Origin of the sequence: Enterobacter cloacae complex sp. 2024EL-00227 (assembly GCF_043945315.1) — a bacterium.
GTDB lineage: Bacteria > Pseudomonadota > Gammaproteobacteria > Enterobacterales > Enterobacteriaceae > Enterobacter > Enterobacter roggenkampii.
The window spans coordinates 262,486-279,782 of sequence record NZ_JBIMQP010000003.1 but is presented as its reverse complement, the minus strand read 5'-3'; the positions used below and the strand labels follow the sequence as shown (position 1 = coordinate 279,782).

Genomic DNA, 17,297 nt, shown 5'->3' with positions numbered 1-17,297 from the left:
CGATCAGGCCTGCGGAAGTTGACGAGGTTTACCCTCGCTGTCCACGGCAACATAAATAAACAGCGCTTCAGTGGCCTTATAGCGTTGCCCAATCGGCTCAGAAGAGACTTTCTTCACCCAGACTTCGATATTGATGGAAATGGAGGTATTGCCGCGCTTCACGCAGCGCGCGTAGCAGCAAACCACATCACCCACCGCAACCGGGCGCAGGAAGGTCATGCCGTCCACTCTCACGGTGACCACGCGCCCGTGGGCAATCTCTTTTGCCAGAATTGCGCCGCCCATATCCATCTGCGACATCAGCCAGCCGCCAAAAATATCGCCATTGGCATTGGTGTCAGCGGGCATTGCCAGTGTGCGTAAAACCAGTTCGCCCTGAGGGGCGTTAGTTGTTGTCATTGTATTAACTCGTAACGGAAGACTTCAGGCGGGATGCTACTATGATTCGCGTGCGGAGAGAACAGACCAGAACGCCCGTCGTTGACGTTCTGGTCAGTCAGTAATCAGTGGTTGTCGTCCTGCGGCATATGACGATAGATGTATACGCCGCTTAACAGCGTGAAGATAAGCGTCAGCGCGGTCAGGCCAAAGACCTTAAAGTTGACCCAGATATCCTGCGGCAGCCAGAAGGCAATATAGATGTTAGCGAGACCGCAAAGAATAAAGAAGATTGCCCAGGCGGTATTCAGACGCGACCAGACCACCTGCGGAAGCGTGAGTTCTTTACCTAACATGCTCTGGATAAGGGGCTTTTTCATGAACCATTGACTGAACAATAGCGCTGCTGCAAACAACGCATAAATAACAGTCACCTTCCACTTAATAAATTCAACATCATGCAAGGCAATGGTCAATCCACCGAACACCGCTACTAAAACGAACGTGATAAGCGCCATTTTTTCGACTTTGCGATAGCGAATCCAACTGTAGATCAGCACAACGGCGGTCACGACGATTAACGCTTTTGTTGCAGCAAAAATGTCGTACAACTTATAGACAGCGAAAAACACCGCGAGCGGTAAAAAATCAAGAAACTGCTTCATTCTGTGATTCCATCTTCTGAGCGGGGCGGGAGACAGAGATACCCCCCGCCTCGGGATTACTGACGAATTAACATATACAGGCGGAACAGATAGACGAGCAGTACCGCTGAAATGAGATTGCTCAGCGTATTCGCCACCACGGCGCCGACGTTAGGCGTTAATACCGCAAAATTCGGTGCAAACAATAACAGGAGCGTTTTGGCCAGCAGCCAGCCGATCACGGCGGGCGCCACCAGACGCATATTAGCCCATGCCAGTCTGATGCTGCTGCGCATCGCTGTAAAAATTCCCATCTTATCCTGCACAACCATCACCGGCGCAAATGCGAGCACGATAGCCAGTAAAACGCCCGGCACCACGACCAGCATAATCCCCATTTGCACCAGCATCGTGGTTAAAAAGATCAGGATAAACAGCTTAGGTAAGACCGGTACACTCGCCCCAATCGCGCGTAAGGCGCTGACGCGGTGACCCGCCGATACCAGCTGAATCATCAGCAAAACGCCGCCCGCCAGAATTGCATTACCAATCAGGCCTGAGAACGTGGACGCGGCAGAGGCGCGCAGCAGGATTTGCTGCTGCTCTGGCGTCATATTTTGCACCAGCTCAAACAACCCCACGCTACCCGCAAGATGGTCGCCCTGGCTCAGGCTGGCAATCTGTTCTTCACTCGGTGAGAAGGCATGGCCCAGCACCACCGTGATAAAGGCGCAAAGCAACGCGATCAGTAAAAAGGTAATGAACTGATTGCGGAAAAAGTTTCCCGTGTCACGGTAGACAGACTTCGCCGTGATAGACATGCACTCTCCTTGAGTATTGCAGGTGTTAATTAGCCGGCAATTGTACACCGGATGCACCTGCTGTGGCAGCATCAAGGCTTGTATGGAAAAGCATATCTTTGTAAAGCGGCGGTAATCCAACCCGCGCGCGGGCGCGGTTACAGGCTTCGTTGACTTGGCCATCTTCCCCCGACATGGCAAATTCCCGGCACGGGCTGGGGCGATCCTCATAGATGGAACATCGGGTCGAGACCCCAGGCTCACCCTGGAGCGCCACACAGCGGGCCTGCTTTTGGTTCGTGCCGCTCATGCAGCGCAAAAAGGGGGTTAACGGCTCGGTAAGATGAACCGGAACGGTACCACCGCCATCGCTGGCTTCGGCCCAGTAGAAAGAGACTCGAAAATACGCACAACAGGCTCCGCACGTCATGCACGGGTTGATATCACTCATGGCACACCTGCAAAAGAAGAACGCATCAAATCAATTTGTGAGAGCGATAAATTATCCAGCCGCCAGAGGAAGAGCAAGAGGGGGAAAAGGGGAAATTTTGTAACCGTGAAATGCCAAAAATTGACATGGAAACAACTTATTGGTTTTGAGTGCGTAACAAAAAATTAATCCAGATCAATGAATGTTAAGTTACTGGTTTTAATGTGATCTGTGGCAGATCACTTATTACTCTTTTGTGAGTATATTCTCATCCGCGATTAAAACCACAACGATGGAGCGGATATGAAAAAATTAGCGGTGGCAGCCCTTGTATTAAGCAGTCTCTCTGGCGGCGCGTATGCGCATGAAGCAGGCGAATTCTTTATTCGTGCCGGTTCGGCTACGGCTCGCCCAACTGAAGGTTCGGATAACGTGCTGGGAATGGGCGGTTTTAACGTCAGTAATAACACCCAGTTAGGTTTAACCTTCACCTATATGGCGACGGATAACGTGGGCGTTGAGCTTCTGGCCGCAACGCCGTTCCGTCATCGCGTGGGCCTCGGGCCAACCGGTGATATCGCCACGGTTCACCATTTACCGCCAACGCTGATGGCGCAGTGGTACTTCGGCGACTCAAGCAGCAAGGTGCGTCCATATATTGGCGCCGGTGTGAACTACACCACCTTCTTTGATGAGAAATTCAACGATACCGGTAAAGAGGCGGGTCTGACGGATCTCAGCCTGAAAGATTCGTGGGGCATGGCGGGGCAGGTTGGCCTGGATTATCTGATTAACCGCGACTGGCTGATCAACGCCTCGGTCTGGTATATGGATATTGATACGGACGTACGCTTCAAGGCGGGCGGTCAGCAGCAAAGTATCAGCACTCGCCTGGATCCGTGGGTGTTTATGTTCTCTGCGGGTTATCGTTTCTGATCCCCGTCAAACTGGCCACAGGGTGGCCAGTTTGCTTTGCTCACGTCAAAACGACGGATAAACCGGCCGCTCATCGAGCTTTACGCAGTGCCTCAGGATCGTTTCCCCATCATATAAATAGCTGAAAGCGTCGCTGGATACGGAATGGAAGAGAATATCGCCGTTGGCAAACGGGATCATTTCGGTATCACCCGCACGTTTATGCCCCGCACCGGTTTCAAAATGGCCGCGCCACCGTTCCTGAGTGTGGTCATAAACGTGCAGAATAACCTCGACAAGTCCTCTTTGCGGACAATTAAGACGCAGGAAAGTAGAAGAGAAATTCAGGGACAGCGCGTGGAAGGGAATCAATAAGGCGAAGACCAGTAAAGCTCGTAAATACATCAAACCGCGAAAACCTCCTTCAAAAGGGAAATGAGATTTTACTTAAGTCATAAATAACGTTTTTGCCGTGGATCAAGATGTCTTATAATTCAATACGATAAAGGCCCCTGACGAGGCCCTTAGCGATCATTTTTGAATCAGATAGCGAATGGTTGGGCCATCCTGCTGGATATCCAGCACCGTATAACCGTGGTTTTTCGCATCCAGCGGTATGTTGTTGATGGACTGCGGGCAGTCGCTGACCACCTCCAGAATTTCACCTTTCTTAAGCTGCGGCAGCGCTTCAAGCGTAGCCACCGCCGGATATGGACAGGGCTCGCCAACCATATCCAGACGATAATCAGGCACGATCTCTTTCATGCTGCATTCTCCTGCGTTTCTGTTTTAACGCCCGCACGGCGGAAGAAACGTCTCTCCTGTGCGACGACCAGTAAAAAAGCGACCAACAGCAGGGCGTAGGTGACGAGCAGGCCGCCGAGAGGTCCGAAGGTATTCAGCAGGTTGACCTTGTCCCAGCGGGTAGCCAGGACGGGTGACACGTCATCCCAGCAGTACGCCAGGATCGTCGAGCCAATCACATTGCCCAGCCCCACCCACCAGTAGTGCACCTGACCTTCGACGGCGCGATACATCCAGCCGGTTTCACACCCGCCAGCCAGCACGATCCCGAAGCCGAACAGCAGGCCGCCAATGACCGCGTTAGGACCGGCCCACATGATTTTTGGTTCAACACCCAGTTGAACATAGCTGAAGATGCCGATGGCGCTGACTGCCATCCCGGCGATAATCGCCTTCGCCATCATCGTCCGCCCGGTGATCCACATATCGCGAAACGCGGAGGTAAAGCAGATCTGCGCGCGTTCAATGAGCAGACCAAAACCCACACCGAACAGCATCGCCAGACCGAGCTTAGGCTGGTTCAGGGCGGTGCAGAGCGCCCATGCCACCATGGCGAAAAAGACCAGCATTCCGAGGCGGAAACGGCGGCGGGCCTGAGAGGGCTTCTGGGTCAACGGAGACGCTGCGCTGACTTTTGTCATTTTCACTGGAATACGAAACAGCGGCAGCAGGGTGAATTTTGCGCCAAAGTAAGAGCCGATGGCCGTGGCGACGGCAAAGAACCAGGCGTGAAGCGAAAACTGCGGGATCCCGGTAAAGAAGGCGGCAAGGTTACACCCCATCGCCAGACGCGCGCCGAAACCGGCAATCATGCCGCCGACAACCGCCTGCAAAATGCGGATCCGGCTTTTGGGCATACGCAACTTAACGTTATTTGCCCACAGCGCGGCCGCGAAACAGCCGCCGAACATGCCGATAATCATCATCCCGTCGATGCGGGTGAGCGGCGTACCGTCGAGGTGGATGAGCTTAAAGTATCCCCACTCTTCGGCATGCACGCCAGCGAGTTGCAGCAATTGACCACCCCAGCGGGTGAACTCGCCGGTCACGGCCCAGAAGGTGCCGGTAATGCCAAAATAATAAGTAGAGAGAATGCCTGCCGCGATAACGGCCGGAACGGGTGACCAGAACTTAACCAGGTAAGCCTGTTTGAAGGATTGCCATGACATGAATAAGCCTCTGAACTCAGAAGGATTAAAGATAAAAAAGAGTCCAGATCATACGCTTACACGACAGTTTGAAAAGCCATTCACACCGAAAATATCGATAGGATCAATTTTGATGTCATTCTTTGTTGAAGACGGGGAAGAAAAGGTAACCGTCTGGCAAGGGTGCCAGACGGTGGAGGGGTCAGGCTTTACGCGTTGCCGCCTTCATGGCGGTCACAAACGCCTTCAGCTCGGCCAGCATCTGCTCGGGCTTGTCCACGTTCTTCTCAATGATCTTCACTATCGCAGAGCCGGAAATGGCACCTGCGGCCTTCGCGTCAATCGCCGCGGTGACCTGGTCTGGAGAGGAGATCCCGAAGCCCTGCAGCGGCGGCGCGGCATGGTACTCGGCCAGCTTTTCCACCAGATGATGCAGCGGCAGGGCCGCTTTATTCTCGGCACCGGTCACGCCTGCGCGGGAGAGCAGATACGTGTAACCGCGCCCGTAAGAGGCTATCTGGCGCAGCAGTGTGTCATCGGCGTTCGGCGGGCAGATGAAAATCGGGGCGACGTTGTGACGCATCGCCGCCTGGCGGAACGGCGCGGACTCCTCGACCGGCACGTCGGCGACCAGAACAGAGTCGACGCCCACGCGTGCGCACTCGGCGTAAAATTCATCGATACCGCGGTTGAACACGAGGTTGGCGTACATCAGCAGGCCAATCGGGATAGTGGGGTGCTTCTGACGGATCGCCGCCAGCATTTCGAAGCACTGGGTTGGCGTCACGCCCGAAGCAAACGCGCGCAGCGTCGCATTCTGGATAGTCGGGCCATCCGCCAGCGGGTCAGAGAACGGGATCCCCAGCTCCAGCGCATCGGCACCGGATTCAATCAGGGTGTCGATGATCTTCAGCGACTGTTCAGGGCCCGGATCGCCCAGGATGACGAAGGGAACGAACGCGCCTTCCTGGCGGGATTTCAGTTCTGCAAATACGTTATCGTAGCGTTCCATCAGATTTCCCCTCGTGCTTTCAGAATATCGTGAACGGTGAAGATATCTTTGTCACCGCGTCCGGAAAGGTTGACCACCAGCAGCTGCTCTTTTTCCGGATTGTCTTTCATCATTTTCAGCGCATGGGCCAGAGCGTGTGAAGATTCCAGCGCCGGGATGATCCCTTCGCTGCGGCACAGCGTTTTGAACGCTTCCAGCGCTTCGTCATCGGTAATGGAGACATAGTCCGCACGACCGGTGCTGTTCAGATAGGCGTGCTGCGGCCCGACGGACGGGAAGTCGAGGCCAGCGGAGATAGAGTAAGACTCTTCAATCTGGCCTTCATCGGTCTGCATCATCGGGGATTTCATGCCGAAGTAGATCCCCACGCGGCCATGCTTCAGCGGCGCGCCGTGTTCACCCGATTCAATGCCGTGACCCGCAGGCTCGACGCCAATCAGACCCACGCGGGTGTCGTCGATAAAGTCTGCGAACATGCCGATGGCGTTTGACCCGCCGCCGACGCAGGCGATGACCGCATCCGGCAGACGACCCTCTTTTTCGAGGATCTGCGCTTTGGTCTCTTCCCCGATCATGCGCTGGAACTCACGCACGATGGTCGGGAACGGGTGCGGGCCCGCCGCGGTACCGAGCATATAGTGCGCGGTTTCGTAGCTGCCAGACCAGTCGCGCAGCGCTTCGTTACAGGCATCCTTCAGCGTCGCGGATCCGCTGTGCACCGGGATCACTTCCGCACCCATCAGACGCATACGGAAAACGTTTGGAGACTGACGCTCAACGTCTTTCGCCCCCATATAGATGCGGCATTTCAGGCCGAGCAGGGCGCTGGCGAGCGCCGAGGCCACGCCGTGCTGGCCTGCGCCGGTTTCGGCGATAATTTCGGTTTTGCCCATACGCTTCGCAAGCAGGGCCTGGCCCAGCACCTGGTTAGTCTTGTGCGCGCCGCCGTGCAGCAGGTCTTCACGCTTAAGATACAGCGTAGTTTTCGTGCCTTCTGTCAGATTGCGGCATTTGGTCAGGGCCGTTGGGCGGCCTGCATAGTTTTTCAGCAGGTCGGTAAATTCAGCCTGAAACGCCGGATCCTTCTGCGCGCTTACAAACGCTTCTTCCAGCTGGCGCAGCGCGGGCATCAGGATTTGCGGGACGTACATCCCGCCGAACTCACCAAAATACGGGTTAAGTAATGTCGTCATCTTCTCTTCCTTAATATGCACGCAGAGTTTTAAAAACCGAGGCCAGTTTGCTGGCATCTTTACTACCCGGCTGGGACTCTACGCCTGAATTGAAATCGAGGCCTGCGCAGCCGGTTTTCGCGGCTTCTACACAGTTATCCGGGCTTAATCCGCCCGCCAGCAGAACGTTGTCCAGCTTTTCGCCGTTCAGCAGGGACCAGTCAAAACGCTGGCCGGTTCCGCCCTGACCGTTATCGAGAACGTATTTATCCACGTGGTTCAGGTTACGCGGGGGCAACGTATCGTCAACGCGTTGCGCTTTCCAGATCTGTACCTGCGGCGCCAGCGTGGCGCGCAGGGCATCGATATAGGCCTGATCTTCATCGCCGTGAAGCTGCACCGCGCTCAGGGATAACGCGTCGGCTTTTTCAACCACCTCGGCGATATCCGCATTGCGGAACACGCCAACATAGCTGAGTGGAGCCGCGGCGATGACCTTACGCGCCTGCTCTTCGCTGACCGCGCGAGGAGAGGAATCCACAAAAATCAGCCCGCCATAAATCGCTCCGGCTTCATACGCGGCCTGGGCGTCCTGTTCGCGGGTTAAACCGCAGACTTTGTTCTCACCCAGCAGCACGCGACGTACTGCCGCATTGAGATCGTCATGTTCCATCATGGCGGAGCCAATCAGGAAACCGTTGGCGAAGTGGCTCAGCTCGCGCACCTGGGCGTAGCTGTTAATGCCGGATTCGCTGATGACCGTGACGCCAGATCCCAGACGCGGCGCCAGCTGGCGCGTGCGGTTCAGGTCAATGGACAGGTCACGCAGATCGCGGTTGTTAATGCCGACCACTTTGGCTTCCAGCGCAATCGCGCGCTCCAGCTCCTCTTCATTACTCACTTCGGTCAGCACGCCCATTTTCAGGCTGTGCGCGACGGCAGAGAGCTGGCGGTACTGCTCGTCGTCAAGCACCGAGAGCATCAGCAGGCAGGCGTCGGCCTGGTAAAAGCGCGCCAGCCAAATCTGATAAGGGTCGATAATAAAGTCTTTGCACAGGATCGGCTGCGGCGCGATGCCGCTGACGATCGGCAGAAAATCGAAGCTGCCCTGAAAATATTTCTCATCCGTCAGCACGGAGATGGCTGAGGCATGATGCTTATAAATACCGGCAATGCGCGCCGGGTCGAAATCGTCACGAATAACGCCTTTGGACGGGGACGCTTTTTTGCACTCAAGAATAAACGCGGTGCGCGCACCCTGCAGGGCGTCATAGAAACGCCGGCTGCTCGGGACGACGTCGTTCTGGAAACTGGCAAGCGGCTGCTGTTGCTTGCGGGCTTCCACCCAGATGGCCTTATCGGCAACGATTTTCGCTAAAACGGTCTGCATTCTTTACCCTCTTGCCGCAAGTGCGGTAACGCGATCGTAAGCTGCACCGGAGCGCAGTACATCCAGAACTTTTTGAACGTTGGCCTTAAGGTCTTCCTCACCGTGCAAACGCATCAGCATGGCGACGTTGGCGGCAACGGCGGCCTCATGGGCGACCTCTCCCTTACCTTGTAATAAGCGCGTCAGAATGTCACGGTTTTCTTCCGGGGTACCGCCTGCCAGCGCTTCCTGGTGATACGGAGTTAAACCAAAGTCAGCGGCTTCGAGCTGGTAGCTCAGGATTTCACCGTCGCGCAGTTCGGCTACCAGCGTCGGGGCATGCAGAGACACTTCGTCCATTCCGCCGCTGTGCACCACGGCGGCACGCTGGTAACCCAGCACGCGCAGGGTCTCGGCAATCGGCAGGACCAGTTCCGGACTGTAGACACCGATCAGCGCCAGCGGCGGATGGGCCGGGTTGATCAGCGGGCCGAGCACGTTAAACAGCGTGCGGGTTTTCAGCTGCTGACGAACCGGCATTGCGTGGCGGAAACCGGTGTGATACTTCGGCGCAAACAGGAAGCAGACGCCCAGGTCATCCAGCGCTTCACGGGAACGTTCGGCGTTCATATCGAGATTAATGCCGAATGCCGCGAGCAAATCAGACGAGCCCGACCGGCTGGACACGCTGCGGTTACCGTGCTTCGCCACCTTCAGGCCATACGCTGCGGCCACAAAGGCGCTGGCGGTTGAAATATTGATACTGTTGCTGCCGTCACCGCCGGTACCGACAATATCGGCAAACGGATAGTCCGGGCGCGGGAACGGGGCGGCATTTTCCAGCAGGGCCGTAGCGGCACCGGCGATCTCCTGTGGGCTTTCGCCGCGCACCTTCATGCTCACCAGCGCGGCCGCCAGCTGTTCCGGCTTTAGCTCACCGCGAACCACGGAGGAGAAGAGCTGGTGGCTCTCCTGCTGGCTCAGGGTTTGCGCCTGATACAGTTTTTCCAGAATCGGCTGCAGGGTGTTGGTCTGCTCCAGCTTCTGTAAGGCCCAGTCGAGCGTCTGTTCCAGCAGGCGGGCACCGTGGGAGGTCAGGATGGATTCCGGATGGAACTGCATCCCGCAGACGCGATCCGCGTCGTGACGTACCGCCATCACCATCCCTTCAAACGAGGCGTTGATCGTCAGCCCGGCGGGAATGTTGCTGCCGACCAGCGAGTGGTAGCGCGCGACCGGAAGCGGATTCGGCAGCCCGGCAAACATCGCCTGGCCGTCATGTTCAATGCTGGACGCTTTACCGTGCAGGATCTCACCCGCCTGGCCGACGTAGCCGCCGTAGGCTTCCACAATCGCCTGATGGCCGAGACAGATGCCGATAATCGGCAGCTTGCCGCGCATGCGGGTCAGCAGCTCCGGCATACAGCCCGCTTCGCTCGGTGCGCCTGGCCCGGGGGAGAGCATCAGCACCGGGTTTTGCATGGTTGCCAGACGGTCAATCAGGGTCTGCGCCGGGACGTGGTTGCGATAGATAACGACGTTATGGCCATTCGCACGCAGCTGATCTGCCAGGTTATAGGTAAAGGAGTCGATATTATCGAGCAGCAGAATCTCAGCCATCAGAAAATCTCCTGTGCATGGTGTGCGGTAGCAATGGCGCGAAGGACCGCACGCGCTTTGCTGCGCGTTTCGTCAGCTTCAGACTGCGGAACGGAATCAAGAACAATCCCGGCACCCGCCTGGACGGTGGCAATACCGTCTTCGACATAGGCGGAGCGGATCACGATGCAGGTATCGAGGTCACCGTGGGCCGTAAAATAGCCCACCGCGCCGCCGTAGCTGCCGCGACGGCGTCCTTCGGCGGCGGCAATCAGCTGCATGGCGCGCACTTTCGGCGCACCGCTCAGGGTGCCCATGTTCATGCAGGCGCGGTAGGCGTGCAGCACGTCGAGGTCGTGGCGCAGCTCGCCCACCACGCGGGAGACCAGGTGCATCACGAACGAATAGCGGTCGACTTTAGTCAGGTCCGCCACGTAGCGGCTGCCCGGGGTGCAAATACGGGCCAGATCGTTACGCGCCAGGTCAACCAGCATCAGGTGCTCGGAGAGTTCTTTATGGTCGGTACGCATTTCCAGCTCGATACGGCTGTCGAGATCGCGATCCAGCGAGCCGTCTGCGCGACGTCCGCGTGGACGGGTTCCGGCGATCGGGTAGATCTCAATCTGGCGGCTGGTGGCGTCATATTTCAGCGAGCTTTCCGGCGAAGCGCCGAACAGCGTGAAGTCGTTGTCCTGCATAAAGAACATGTACGGGCTTGGGTTGCTCTTTTTCAGCACATCGTAAGCGGCCAGCGGAGACGGGCAGGGCAGCGAGAAGCGACGGGACGGTACCACCTGGAAAATTTCTCCGGCGCGAATCGCCTTTTGCATCTGGCGAACCACGGCACCGTACTGATCGTCGGTCTGGTTCACTTCGCAGGTCATTTTTTCCACGCGCTGTACAGGAAGCGCAGGTGGCGCTTCCGTCATCTGCTGCTGAAGCTGCGCTATGCGGTGCTCCAGACGGGTTTTCTCAGCGCCAGAAGGCGTGAACAGGCTGGCCTGAATGCGGGTGTATTGTTTCTGATGGTCGATCACCAGCAGGGTTTCGGCCAGATAGAAACAGTAGTCCGGGCAGCGATTGCCCTGCTCGGTTTCCGGCAAATCTTCAAATCCCGCGACCAGGTCGTAAGCAAACAGCCCGCCAAAGAACATCGCTTCACGCTCATCGTGCGGAACGGTGACCAGGTTTTGCAGCAGGCGGAAGGCATCAAAGACGGACAGGGAACAGAGGCGCGCGTCTTCATCTAACAGTTGGCTAACCGGCGGGAAATGCAGAATGCGCATTTCTGGATGACGTTCGTTTTCGATGCCTGAAGGCAGGGCGGCATCCAGCAGCGGCAGCAGCGATGCGCCATTGTCTGACAAAGCCTTAATAGTGACAGTGTCACCTAAGGCGGTAATGCGCAACGCGCTGTCGACCAGCAGAAGGCTTTTCAGATCGTCCTTGCTGTCGATGTCCGCAGATTCCAGCAGCAGCGTTGCCGGGCGAGCCCCGCACACCTGATGAAACAGCGCGGTCGGGTTGTGGCGATAGGCCGCCTCGCAGGTCAGCAATTCGAGATGGGGTTTGGCTGTTTGCATGTTGGTGTTCTCATTTATTCTGTTCAAAAAAAAGCCCGCTGAGTAGCGGGCGGGTATCTGTTTGCATTTCGCAGACGCGTGACACTGCCCGAAGATCAGGGAGTACGCCACCAGCCGTGCAGAGTGAAATGTGCTGTCATTTTCAGATACCTTTCTCGTGTGAACTTGCGTACTAGTTAACTAGTTCGATGGCGTGTTGTCAACCCTTGATTTCAGAATTTCACGTTAAGTCGGTATCATGGCGGTTTCGGATGTCTTCAACCTGTTATGGGAAGTGCTTTGAGCGATACCACCTACGCGATTATTTATGATTTACACAGCCATACTCAGGCCTCTGATGGCCTGCTGACACCCGAAGCCCTGGTTCATCGTGCCGTTGAAATGCGCATCGGCACGCTGGCGATAACCGATCACGATACGACGGATGCCATTCCGGCAGCGCGCGCCGAGATTGCCCGCTGCGGGCTGGCACTCAATCTGGTGTCCGGCGTCGAGATTTCGACCGTCTGGGAAAACCATGAGATTCATATCGTTGGCCTGAACATCGATATAGACCATCCGGCACTTATTGAGTTTTTGCAAGAACAAAAAACGCGCCGCAACCAGCGCGCAGAGATGATCGGCGAGCGTCTGGAAAAGGCACATATTCCTGGCGCGCTGGAAGGTGCGCAAAAGCTGGCGAACGGCGGGGCGGTTACGCGCGGTCATTTCGCCCGTTTTCTGGTAGAGGCGGGTAAAGCCACGACGATGGCGGATGTCTTTAAAAAGTATCTGGCGCGCGGGAAAACCGGATACGTTCCGCCACAGTGGTGTACAATAAAACAAGCTATTGATGTGATTCATCATTCTGGCGGTAAGGCCGTGCTGGCCCATCCGGGGCGGTATAATCTTTCTGCTAAATGGCTGAAAAGGCTGCTGGCGCACTTTGCCGAAAACGGTGGTGAGGCGATGGAAGTCGCCCAGTGTCAGCAGGCGCCCAATGAGCGCGCGCAGCTCGCGACCTATGCCCGACAGTACGGCCTGCTTGGGTCACAGGGTTCTGATTTCCATCAGCCCTGCGCCTGGATCGAACTGGGGCGCAAGCTCTGGCTGCCCGCTGGCGTTGAGCCGGTCTGGCAGCTCTGGGAACAGCCGCAGCAATTTGAAGAGAGGGAAGTATGAGTCAGTTTTTCTATATCCATCCGGATAACCCGCAGCCACGCCTGATTAACCAGGCCGTGGAGATCGTCCGCAAAGGCGGCGTGATTGTCTACCCGACCGATTCCGGCTACGCGCTGGGCTGCAAAATTGAAGATAAAGGGGCGATGGAACGCATTTGCCGTATTCGCCAGTTGCCGGACGGCCATAACTTTACCCTGATGTGCCGCGATCTCTCTGAGCTGTCCACCTATGCTTATGTGGATAACGTGGCGTTTCGCCTGATTAAGAACAACACGCCGGGCAACTACACCTTCATCCTGAAAGGAACGAAAGAGGTGCCGCGCCGTCTGCTGCAGGAAAAGCGTAAGACTATCGGCATGCGCGTGCCGTCGAACCCGATTGCGCAGGCGCTGCTGGAAACCCTCGGTGAACCGATGCTGTCTACCTCGCTGATGCTGCCCGGCAGCGAGTTTACCGAGTCCGATCCGGAAGAGATCAAAGATCGTCTGGAGAAGGTGGTCGAGCTGATTATTCACGGCGGTTATCTCGGCCAGCAGCCGACCACCGTGGTCGACTTAACCGAAGATGCACCGGAAGTGATTCGTGAAGGCGTGGGTGACGTAAAGCCTTTCTTGTAATGGTATAAGCAGATATACTACGCGGCCATCAAAGCAGGGCTCGGCCCTCTTTTGACCTGATTCGACGCCTGTGAAGGCGACACCTGAGGAAGCTCAATGAGCGAGAAGTTACAGAAAGTGCTGGCGCGTGCCGGCCACGGTTCACGCCGTGAAATCGAAGCCATTATTGAAGCGGGCCGCGTGAGTGTGGACGGTAAAATCGCCACGCTGGGTGACCGCGTAGAAATCGTACCGGGGCTGAAGATCCGCATCGACGGTCATCTTATCTCCGTGAAAGAGTCCGCTGAGCAGATCTGCCGCGTGCTGGCTTACTATAAGCCGGAAGGCGAGCTGTGTACCCGCAATGACCCGGAAGGTCGCCCGACGGTGTTTGACCGTCTGCCTAAACTGCGTGGCGCTCGCTGGATTGCCGTTGGCCGTCTGGACGTGAACACCTGCGGTCTGCTGCTGTTTACCACCGATGGTGAACTGGCAAACCGTCTGATGCATCCAAGCCGTGAAGTGGAACGTGAATACGCGGTGCGCGTGTTCGGCCAGGTTGATGAGAATAAACTGCGCGACCTGTCGCGTGGCGTTCAGCTGGAAGACGGTCCTGCGGCGTTCAAAACCATCAAATTTACCGGTGGGGAAGGCATCAACCAGTGGTACAACGTGACCCTGACCGAAGGCCGCAACCGCGAGGTGCGTCGTCTCTGGGAAGCGGTAGGCGTGCAGGTTAGCCGCCTGATCCGTGTCCGTTACGGCGACATCCTGCTGCCAAAAGGCCTGCCGCGTGGGGGATATACCGAACTGGATCTGACCCAGACCAACTACCTGCGCGAGCTGGTCGGCCTGACGCCGGAAACCACTTCTAAAGTGGCGGTGGGGAAAGATCGTCGCCGCATGAAGGCGAACCAGATTCGCCGTGCGGTGAAGCGTCACAGCCAGGTGAGCAGCAACCGCCGCTCTGGCAGCCGTAATAACAACGGTTAATGTAAAAGCCCGGTGAAGACACCGGGCTTTTTTCTTTAGTAATCAATCCCTATTTGCGCTTTGATGCCCGCATCAAACGCATGTTTAACCGGACGCAGCTCGCTGACGGTATCTGCCAGCTCCAGAATATCCCGATGACACCCGCGCCCCGTGATGATGACCGTCTGATGGGCGGGACGGTTTTTCAGTGCGTCCAGCACGGCTTCCAGCGGCAGGTAGTCGTAGGCGACCATATAGGTGATCTCATCCAGCAGAACCATATTCAGCGAGGGATCGGCCAGCATTCTTTTGGCGTGCTCCCAGACGGCCAGGCAGGCTGCGGTATCGGTTTCGCGGTTCTGGGTGTCCCACGTAAAGCCGGTCGCCATCACCTGGAACTCAACGCCGTGAGGCTCAAGCAGATTACGCTCGCCGTTAGGCCACTCACCTTTAATAAACTGGATAACGCCGACCTTCTGCCCGTGGCCGACGGCGCGTGTCGCCGTGCCGAATGCGGCCGTGGTTTTCCCTTTGCCGTTGCCGGTAAAGACGATGACGATCCCGCGCTCGTCCTGAGCGGCCGCGACGCGTGCATCGACCTGTTCCTTCAGCCGCTGCTGGCGCTGCTGATGACGTTCTTCACTCATTGCGAGATTCCTGGTTTACGGCCCGGCTGGGCGTCAAAGGTCATCCCGGTTTTGCGGCGGCTGTCGTCGCCCATCAGCCAGAGATAGAGCGGCATAATGTCTGCCGGCGTTTTCAGCTTCTGCGGGTCTTCCGTCGGGAAGGCGCTGGCGCGCATTTTTGTGCGCGTACCGCCCGGGTTAATGCAGTTTACGCGAAGATGGCGGCTTTGGTACTCCTCTGCCAGCACCTGCATCATGCCCTCGGTTGCGAATTTTGATACGGCATAGGCACCCCAGTTTGCACGCCCCTCACGGCCTACGCTGGAGGAGGTGAACACCAGTGAACCCGAATCCGATTTGAGTAATAAAGGAAGCAGTGCCTGGGTCAGGAAAAACGTCCCGTTGACGTTGACCTGCATGACCTCCTGCCAGATCTCGGGATCCTGTTCATCCATCGGGCGAACTTCGCCAAGCAAGCCGGCATTATGCAGTACGCCGTCCAGGCGCGGGTAATGGGTGCTGATCCGGTGAGCAAGCTCCTGACATGACGCGGGCGTGCAGGTGAGCAGATCGAGCGTGTACCAGCGAGCAGGAATACCCCCTGCGGCTTCAATCTCCTGCGCCACCCCTTTAAGTTTTTCTTCGTTGCGGCCGGTCAGGATGACGCTCGCGCCATACTCAGCGTAGGTCAGCGCCGCTTCACGGCCAATCCCGTCGCTGGCCCCAGTGACAAGAATGATGCGGTTCTGCAGCAGATTTTTTTGCGGTTGATAATGCAAGGTGACTCCTCGGCGCACGGTGACTAAAACACGCCTTCTTTTGTGACTTTTCGGCTTTATGCCCGAATTCGCCTGATAATTCAATCAGTCTACAGGACGCATTGCTGTAAAATTAACAATTTGCAAATATTTAAACGCCAGACCGGGGATTCCTGAAGGCGCCTCGCAGAGGTAGTGTCACGAGCGAGACGCATGGGCAGGGGTGTTGTACACTGCCGTGAAAGATTCGTGGTTAAATCAAGGTGGAACGCGTGGAATTACTTTCTCAATATGGGTTGTTTTTGGCGAAAATCGCGACGGTGGTGATTGCCATTGCGGTGGTTGCCGTTCTGATTGTCAACCTGACGCAGCGCAAGCGTCAGCGTGGGGAGTTACGCATCACCCGCCTGAGCGAGCAGTATAAAGAGATGCAGGAAGAGATGTCTCTGGCCCTGCTTGATAGTCATCAACAGAAGCTGTGGCTCAAAGCGCAGAAGAAAAAGCATAAGCAGGAAGCCAAAGCGGCAAAGGCAAAGGCGAAGCTCAATACGCCACAGGATAAGGTCACGCCACGGGTTTACGTGCTCGATTTTAAAGGCAGCATGGATGCGCATGAAGTCGCGTCTTTGCGCGAAGAGGTCACTGCCGTGCTGGCCGTGGCCACGCCGCAGGATCAGGTCGTTGTTCGTCTTGAAAGCCCGGGAGGCGTGGTGCACGGCTACGGCCTGGCGGCCTCTCAGCTGCAGCGCCTGCGTGAAAAACAGATCCCGCTGACCGTGGCCGTAGATAAAGTGGCGGCGAGTGGTGGCTACATGATGGCCTGCGTGGCGGACAAAATTGTGGCCGCACCGTTCTCGATTATCGGCTCGATCGGCGTGGTCGCACAGATCCCGAACTTTAACCGCTTCCTGAAAAATAAAGAGATTGATATCGAGCTTCACACTGCGGGTCAGTACAAACGCACCCTGACGCTGCTGGGGGAAAACACGGAAGAAGGGCGCCAAAAATTCCGTGAGGATCTCAACGAAACACATCATCTCTTTAAAGACTTTGTGCACCGTATGCGCCCGACGCTGGACATTGAGCAGGTCGCAACGGGTGAGCACTGGTACGGCGTTCAGGCGCAGGAGAAAGGGCTTGTAGATGAAGTCGGAACCAGCGACGATCTGCTGCTCAACCTGATGGAAGGCCGGGAACTGGTGGGCGTCCGCTTTGCCCAGCGCAAGCGACTCCTTGACCGCTTTACCAACAGTGCGGCAGAAAGCGCGGACCGCCTGCTGCTCCGCTGGCTACAGCGTGGACAAAAACCGCTGCTGTAAACAAAAACGCG

General features: G+C 56.6%; 20 protein-coding genes and 1 other annotated feature. Of the genes, 5 read left to right on the top strand and 15 right to left on the bottom strand.

What is annotated here, in order from left to right:
- Window positions 1-3 precede the first annotated feature (3 nt).
- From yciA to ACHH0Z_RS07025, 4 genes are all read right to left on the bottom strand, one after another.
- A complete protein-coding gene (yciA, locus tag ACHH0Z_RS07040) occupies window positions 4-399 on the bottom strand; it encodes an acyl-CoA thioester hydrolase YciA (protein ID WP_008502796.1) in 396 nt (131 codons plus the stop codon).
- 104 nt (window positions 400-503) lie between these two features.
- Window positions 504-1,043 carry a septation protein A gene (locus tag ACHH0Z_RS07035; RefSeq protein ID WP_008502797.1) on the bottom strand — a complete coding sequence of 180 codons (540 nt, stop codon included), beginning with the start codon at window positions 1,041-1,043 and terminating at the stop codon, window positions 504-506.
- Window positions 1,044-1,099: 56 nt separating this feature from the next.
- Window positions 1,100-1,843 (bottom strand): YciC family protein, encoded by a 744-nt coding sequence (locus tag ACHH0Z_RS07030; RefSeq protein ID WP_045410396.1) that lies wholly within the window; start codon window positions 1,841-1,843, stop codon window positions 1,100-1,102.
- 25 nt (window positions 1,844-1,868) lie between these two features.
- The gene (locus tag ACHH0Z_RS07025; protein ID WP_021240310.1) at window positions 1,869-2,273 is read right to left on the bottom strand and encodes a YkgJ family cysteine cluster protein; all 405 of its coding nucleotides are present in this window, start codon (window positions 2,271-2,273) and stop codon (window positions 1,869-1,871) included.
- Window positions 2,274-2,555: 282 nt separating this feature from the next.
- On the opposite strand from ACHH0Z_RS07025, the gene ompW reads away from it, so the two are divergent.
- Entirely contained in the window at window positions 2,556-3,188 is a 633-nt protein-coding gene (ompW, locus tag ACHH0Z_RS07020) for an outer membrane protein OmpW (protein ID WP_008502800.1), read from the top strand.
- Window positions 3,189-3,233: 45 nt separating this feature from the next.
- Here the strand turns inward: ompW and ACHH0Z_RS07015 are convergent, their stop codons facing one another.
- From ACHH0Z_RS07015 to trpL, 9 genes are all read right to left on the bottom strand, one after another.
- Complete coding sequence (locus tag ACHH0Z_RS07015; protein ID WP_071530987.1) at window positions 3,234-3,572, bottom strand: hypothetical protein; 339 nt, start codon at window positions 3,570-3,572, stop codon at window positions 3,234-3,236.
- A gap of 126 nt (window positions 3,573-3,698) precedes the next feature.
- A complete protein-coding gene (gene yedF, locus ACHH0Z_RS07010; protein ID WP_003856774.1) occupies window positions 3,699-3,932 on the bottom strand; it encodes a sulfurtransferase-like selenium metabolism protein YedF in 234 nt (77 codons plus the stop codon).
- Window positions 3,929-5,140, bottom strand: a complete 1,212-nt coding sequence (gene yedE, locus ACHH0Z_RS07005) for a selenium metabolism membrane protein YedE/FdhT (protein ID WP_008502802.1) — start codon at window positions 5,138-5,140, stop codon at window positions 3,929-3,931. The genes yedF and yedE overlap by 4 nt, the downstream gene beginning before the upstream one ends.
- A gap of 181 nt (window positions 5,141-5,321) precedes the next feature.
- Complete coding sequence (gene trpA, locus ACHH0Z_RS07000) at window positions 5,322-6,131, bottom strand: tryptophan synthase subunit alpha (RefSeq protein WP_045410394.1); 810 nt, start codon at window positions 6,129-6,131, stop codon at window positions 5,322-5,324.
- Window positions 6,131-7,324 carry a tryptophan synthase subunit beta gene (gene trpB, locus ACHH0Z_RS06995; protein ID WP_008502804.1) on the bottom strand — a complete coding sequence of 398 codons (1,194 nt, stop codon included), beginning with the start codon at window positions 7,322-7,324 and terminating at the stop codon, window positions 6,131-6,133. The genes trpA and trpB overlap by 1 nt, the downstream gene beginning before the upstream one ends.
- A 10-nt stretch (window positions 7,325-7,334) precedes the next feature.
- A complete protein-coding gene (gene trpCF, locus ACHH0Z_RS06990; protein ID WP_008502805.1) occupies window positions 7,335-8,693 on the bottom strand; it encodes a bifunctional indole-3-glycerol-phosphate synthase TrpC/phosphoribosylanthranilate isomerase TrpF in 1,359 nt (452 codons plus the stop codon).
- Window positions 8,694-8,696: 3 nt separating this feature from the next.
- Window positions 8,697-10,292: a bifunctional anthranilate synthase glutamate amidotransferase component TrpG/anthranilate phosphoribosyltransferase TrpD gene (trpD, locus tag ACHH0Z_RS06985; RefSeq protein WP_045410392.1), complete on the bottom strand. Its 1,596-nt coding sequence runs from the start codon at window positions 10,290-10,292 to the stop codon at window positions 8,697-8,699.
- Window positions 10,292-11,854: an anthranilate synthase component 1 gene (locus ACHH0Z_RS06980; RefSeq protein ID WP_045410391.1), complete on the bottom strand. Its 1,563-nt coding sequence runs from the start codon at window positions 11,852-11,854 to the stop codon at window positions 10,292-10,294. Before ACHH0Z_RS06980 ends, trpD begins: the two co-directional genes overlap by 1 nt.
- Before the next feature lie 25 nt (window positions 11,855-11,879).
- Window positions 11,880-11,973: a sequence feature (Trp leader region), on the bottom strand.
- Window positions 11,950-11,994, bottom strand: coding sequence for a trp operon leader peptide (gene trpL / locus ACHH0Z_RS06975; protein WP_116311720.1), 45 nt, complete (start codon window positions 11,992-11,994; stop codon window positions 11,950-11,952). Its footprint overlaps the feature before it by 24 nt.
- Window positions 11,995-12,133: 139 nt before the next feature.
- On the opposite strand from trpL, the gene rnm reads away from it, so the two are divergent.
- The 3 genes from rnm (at window position 12,134) to rluB (ending at window position 14,604) form a co-directional block, all read left to right on the top strand.
- Window positions 12,134-13,015, top strand: a complete 882-nt coding sequence (gene rnm / locus ACHH0Z_RS06970) for an RNase AM (protein WP_039266532.1) — start codon at window positions 12,134-12,136, stop codon at window positions 13,013-13,015.
- A complete protein-coding gene (locus tag ACHH0Z_RS06965; RefSeq protein WP_003856793.1) occupies window positions 13,012-13,632 on the top strand; it encodes an L-threonylcarbamoyladenylate synthase in 621 nt (206 codons plus the stop codon). The genes rnm and ACHH0Z_RS06965 overlap by 4 nt, the downstream gene beginning before the upstream one ends.
- A 96-nt stretch (window positions 13,633-13,728) precedes the next feature.
- On the top strand, window positions 13,729-14,604 hold the full coding sequence (gene rluB / locus ACHH0Z_RS06960; protein WP_395149506.1) for a 23S rRNA pseudouridine(2605) synthase RluB: 876 nt from the start codon (window positions 13,729-13,731) through the stop codon (window positions 14,602-14,604).
- Between the two features lie 35 nt (window positions 14,605-14,639).
- On the opposite strand, the gene cobO is transcribed toward rluB, so the two are convergent.
- Together cobO and ACHH0Z_RS06950 are read right to left on the bottom strand one after the other, a co-directional pair.
- Complete coding sequence (gene cobO / locus ACHH0Z_RS06955; protein WP_032652163.1) at window positions 14,640-15,230, bottom strand: cob(I)yrinic acid a,c-diamide adenosyltransferase; 591 nt, start codon at window positions 15,228-15,230, stop codon at window positions 14,640-14,642.
- Window positions 15,227-15,988 (bottom strand): YciK family oxidoreductase, encoded by a 762-nt coding sequence (locus ACHH0Z_RS06950; RefSeq protein ID WP_008502811.1) that lies wholly within the window; start codon window positions 15,986-15,988, stop codon window positions 15,227-15,229. The genes cobO and ACHH0Z_RS06950 overlap by 4 nt, the downstream gene beginning before the upstream one ends.
- Window positions 15,989-16,239: 251 nt before the next feature.
- On the opposite strand from ACHH0Z_RS06950, the gene sohB reads away from it, so the two are divergent.
- Complete coding sequence (sohB, locus tag ACHH0Z_RS06945) at window positions 16,240-17,286, top strand: protease SohB (protein ID WP_008502812.1); 1,047 nt, start codon at window positions 16,240-16,242, stop codon at window positions 17,284-17,286.
- The last annotated feature ends 11 nt before the right edge of the window (window positions 17,287-17,297 follow it).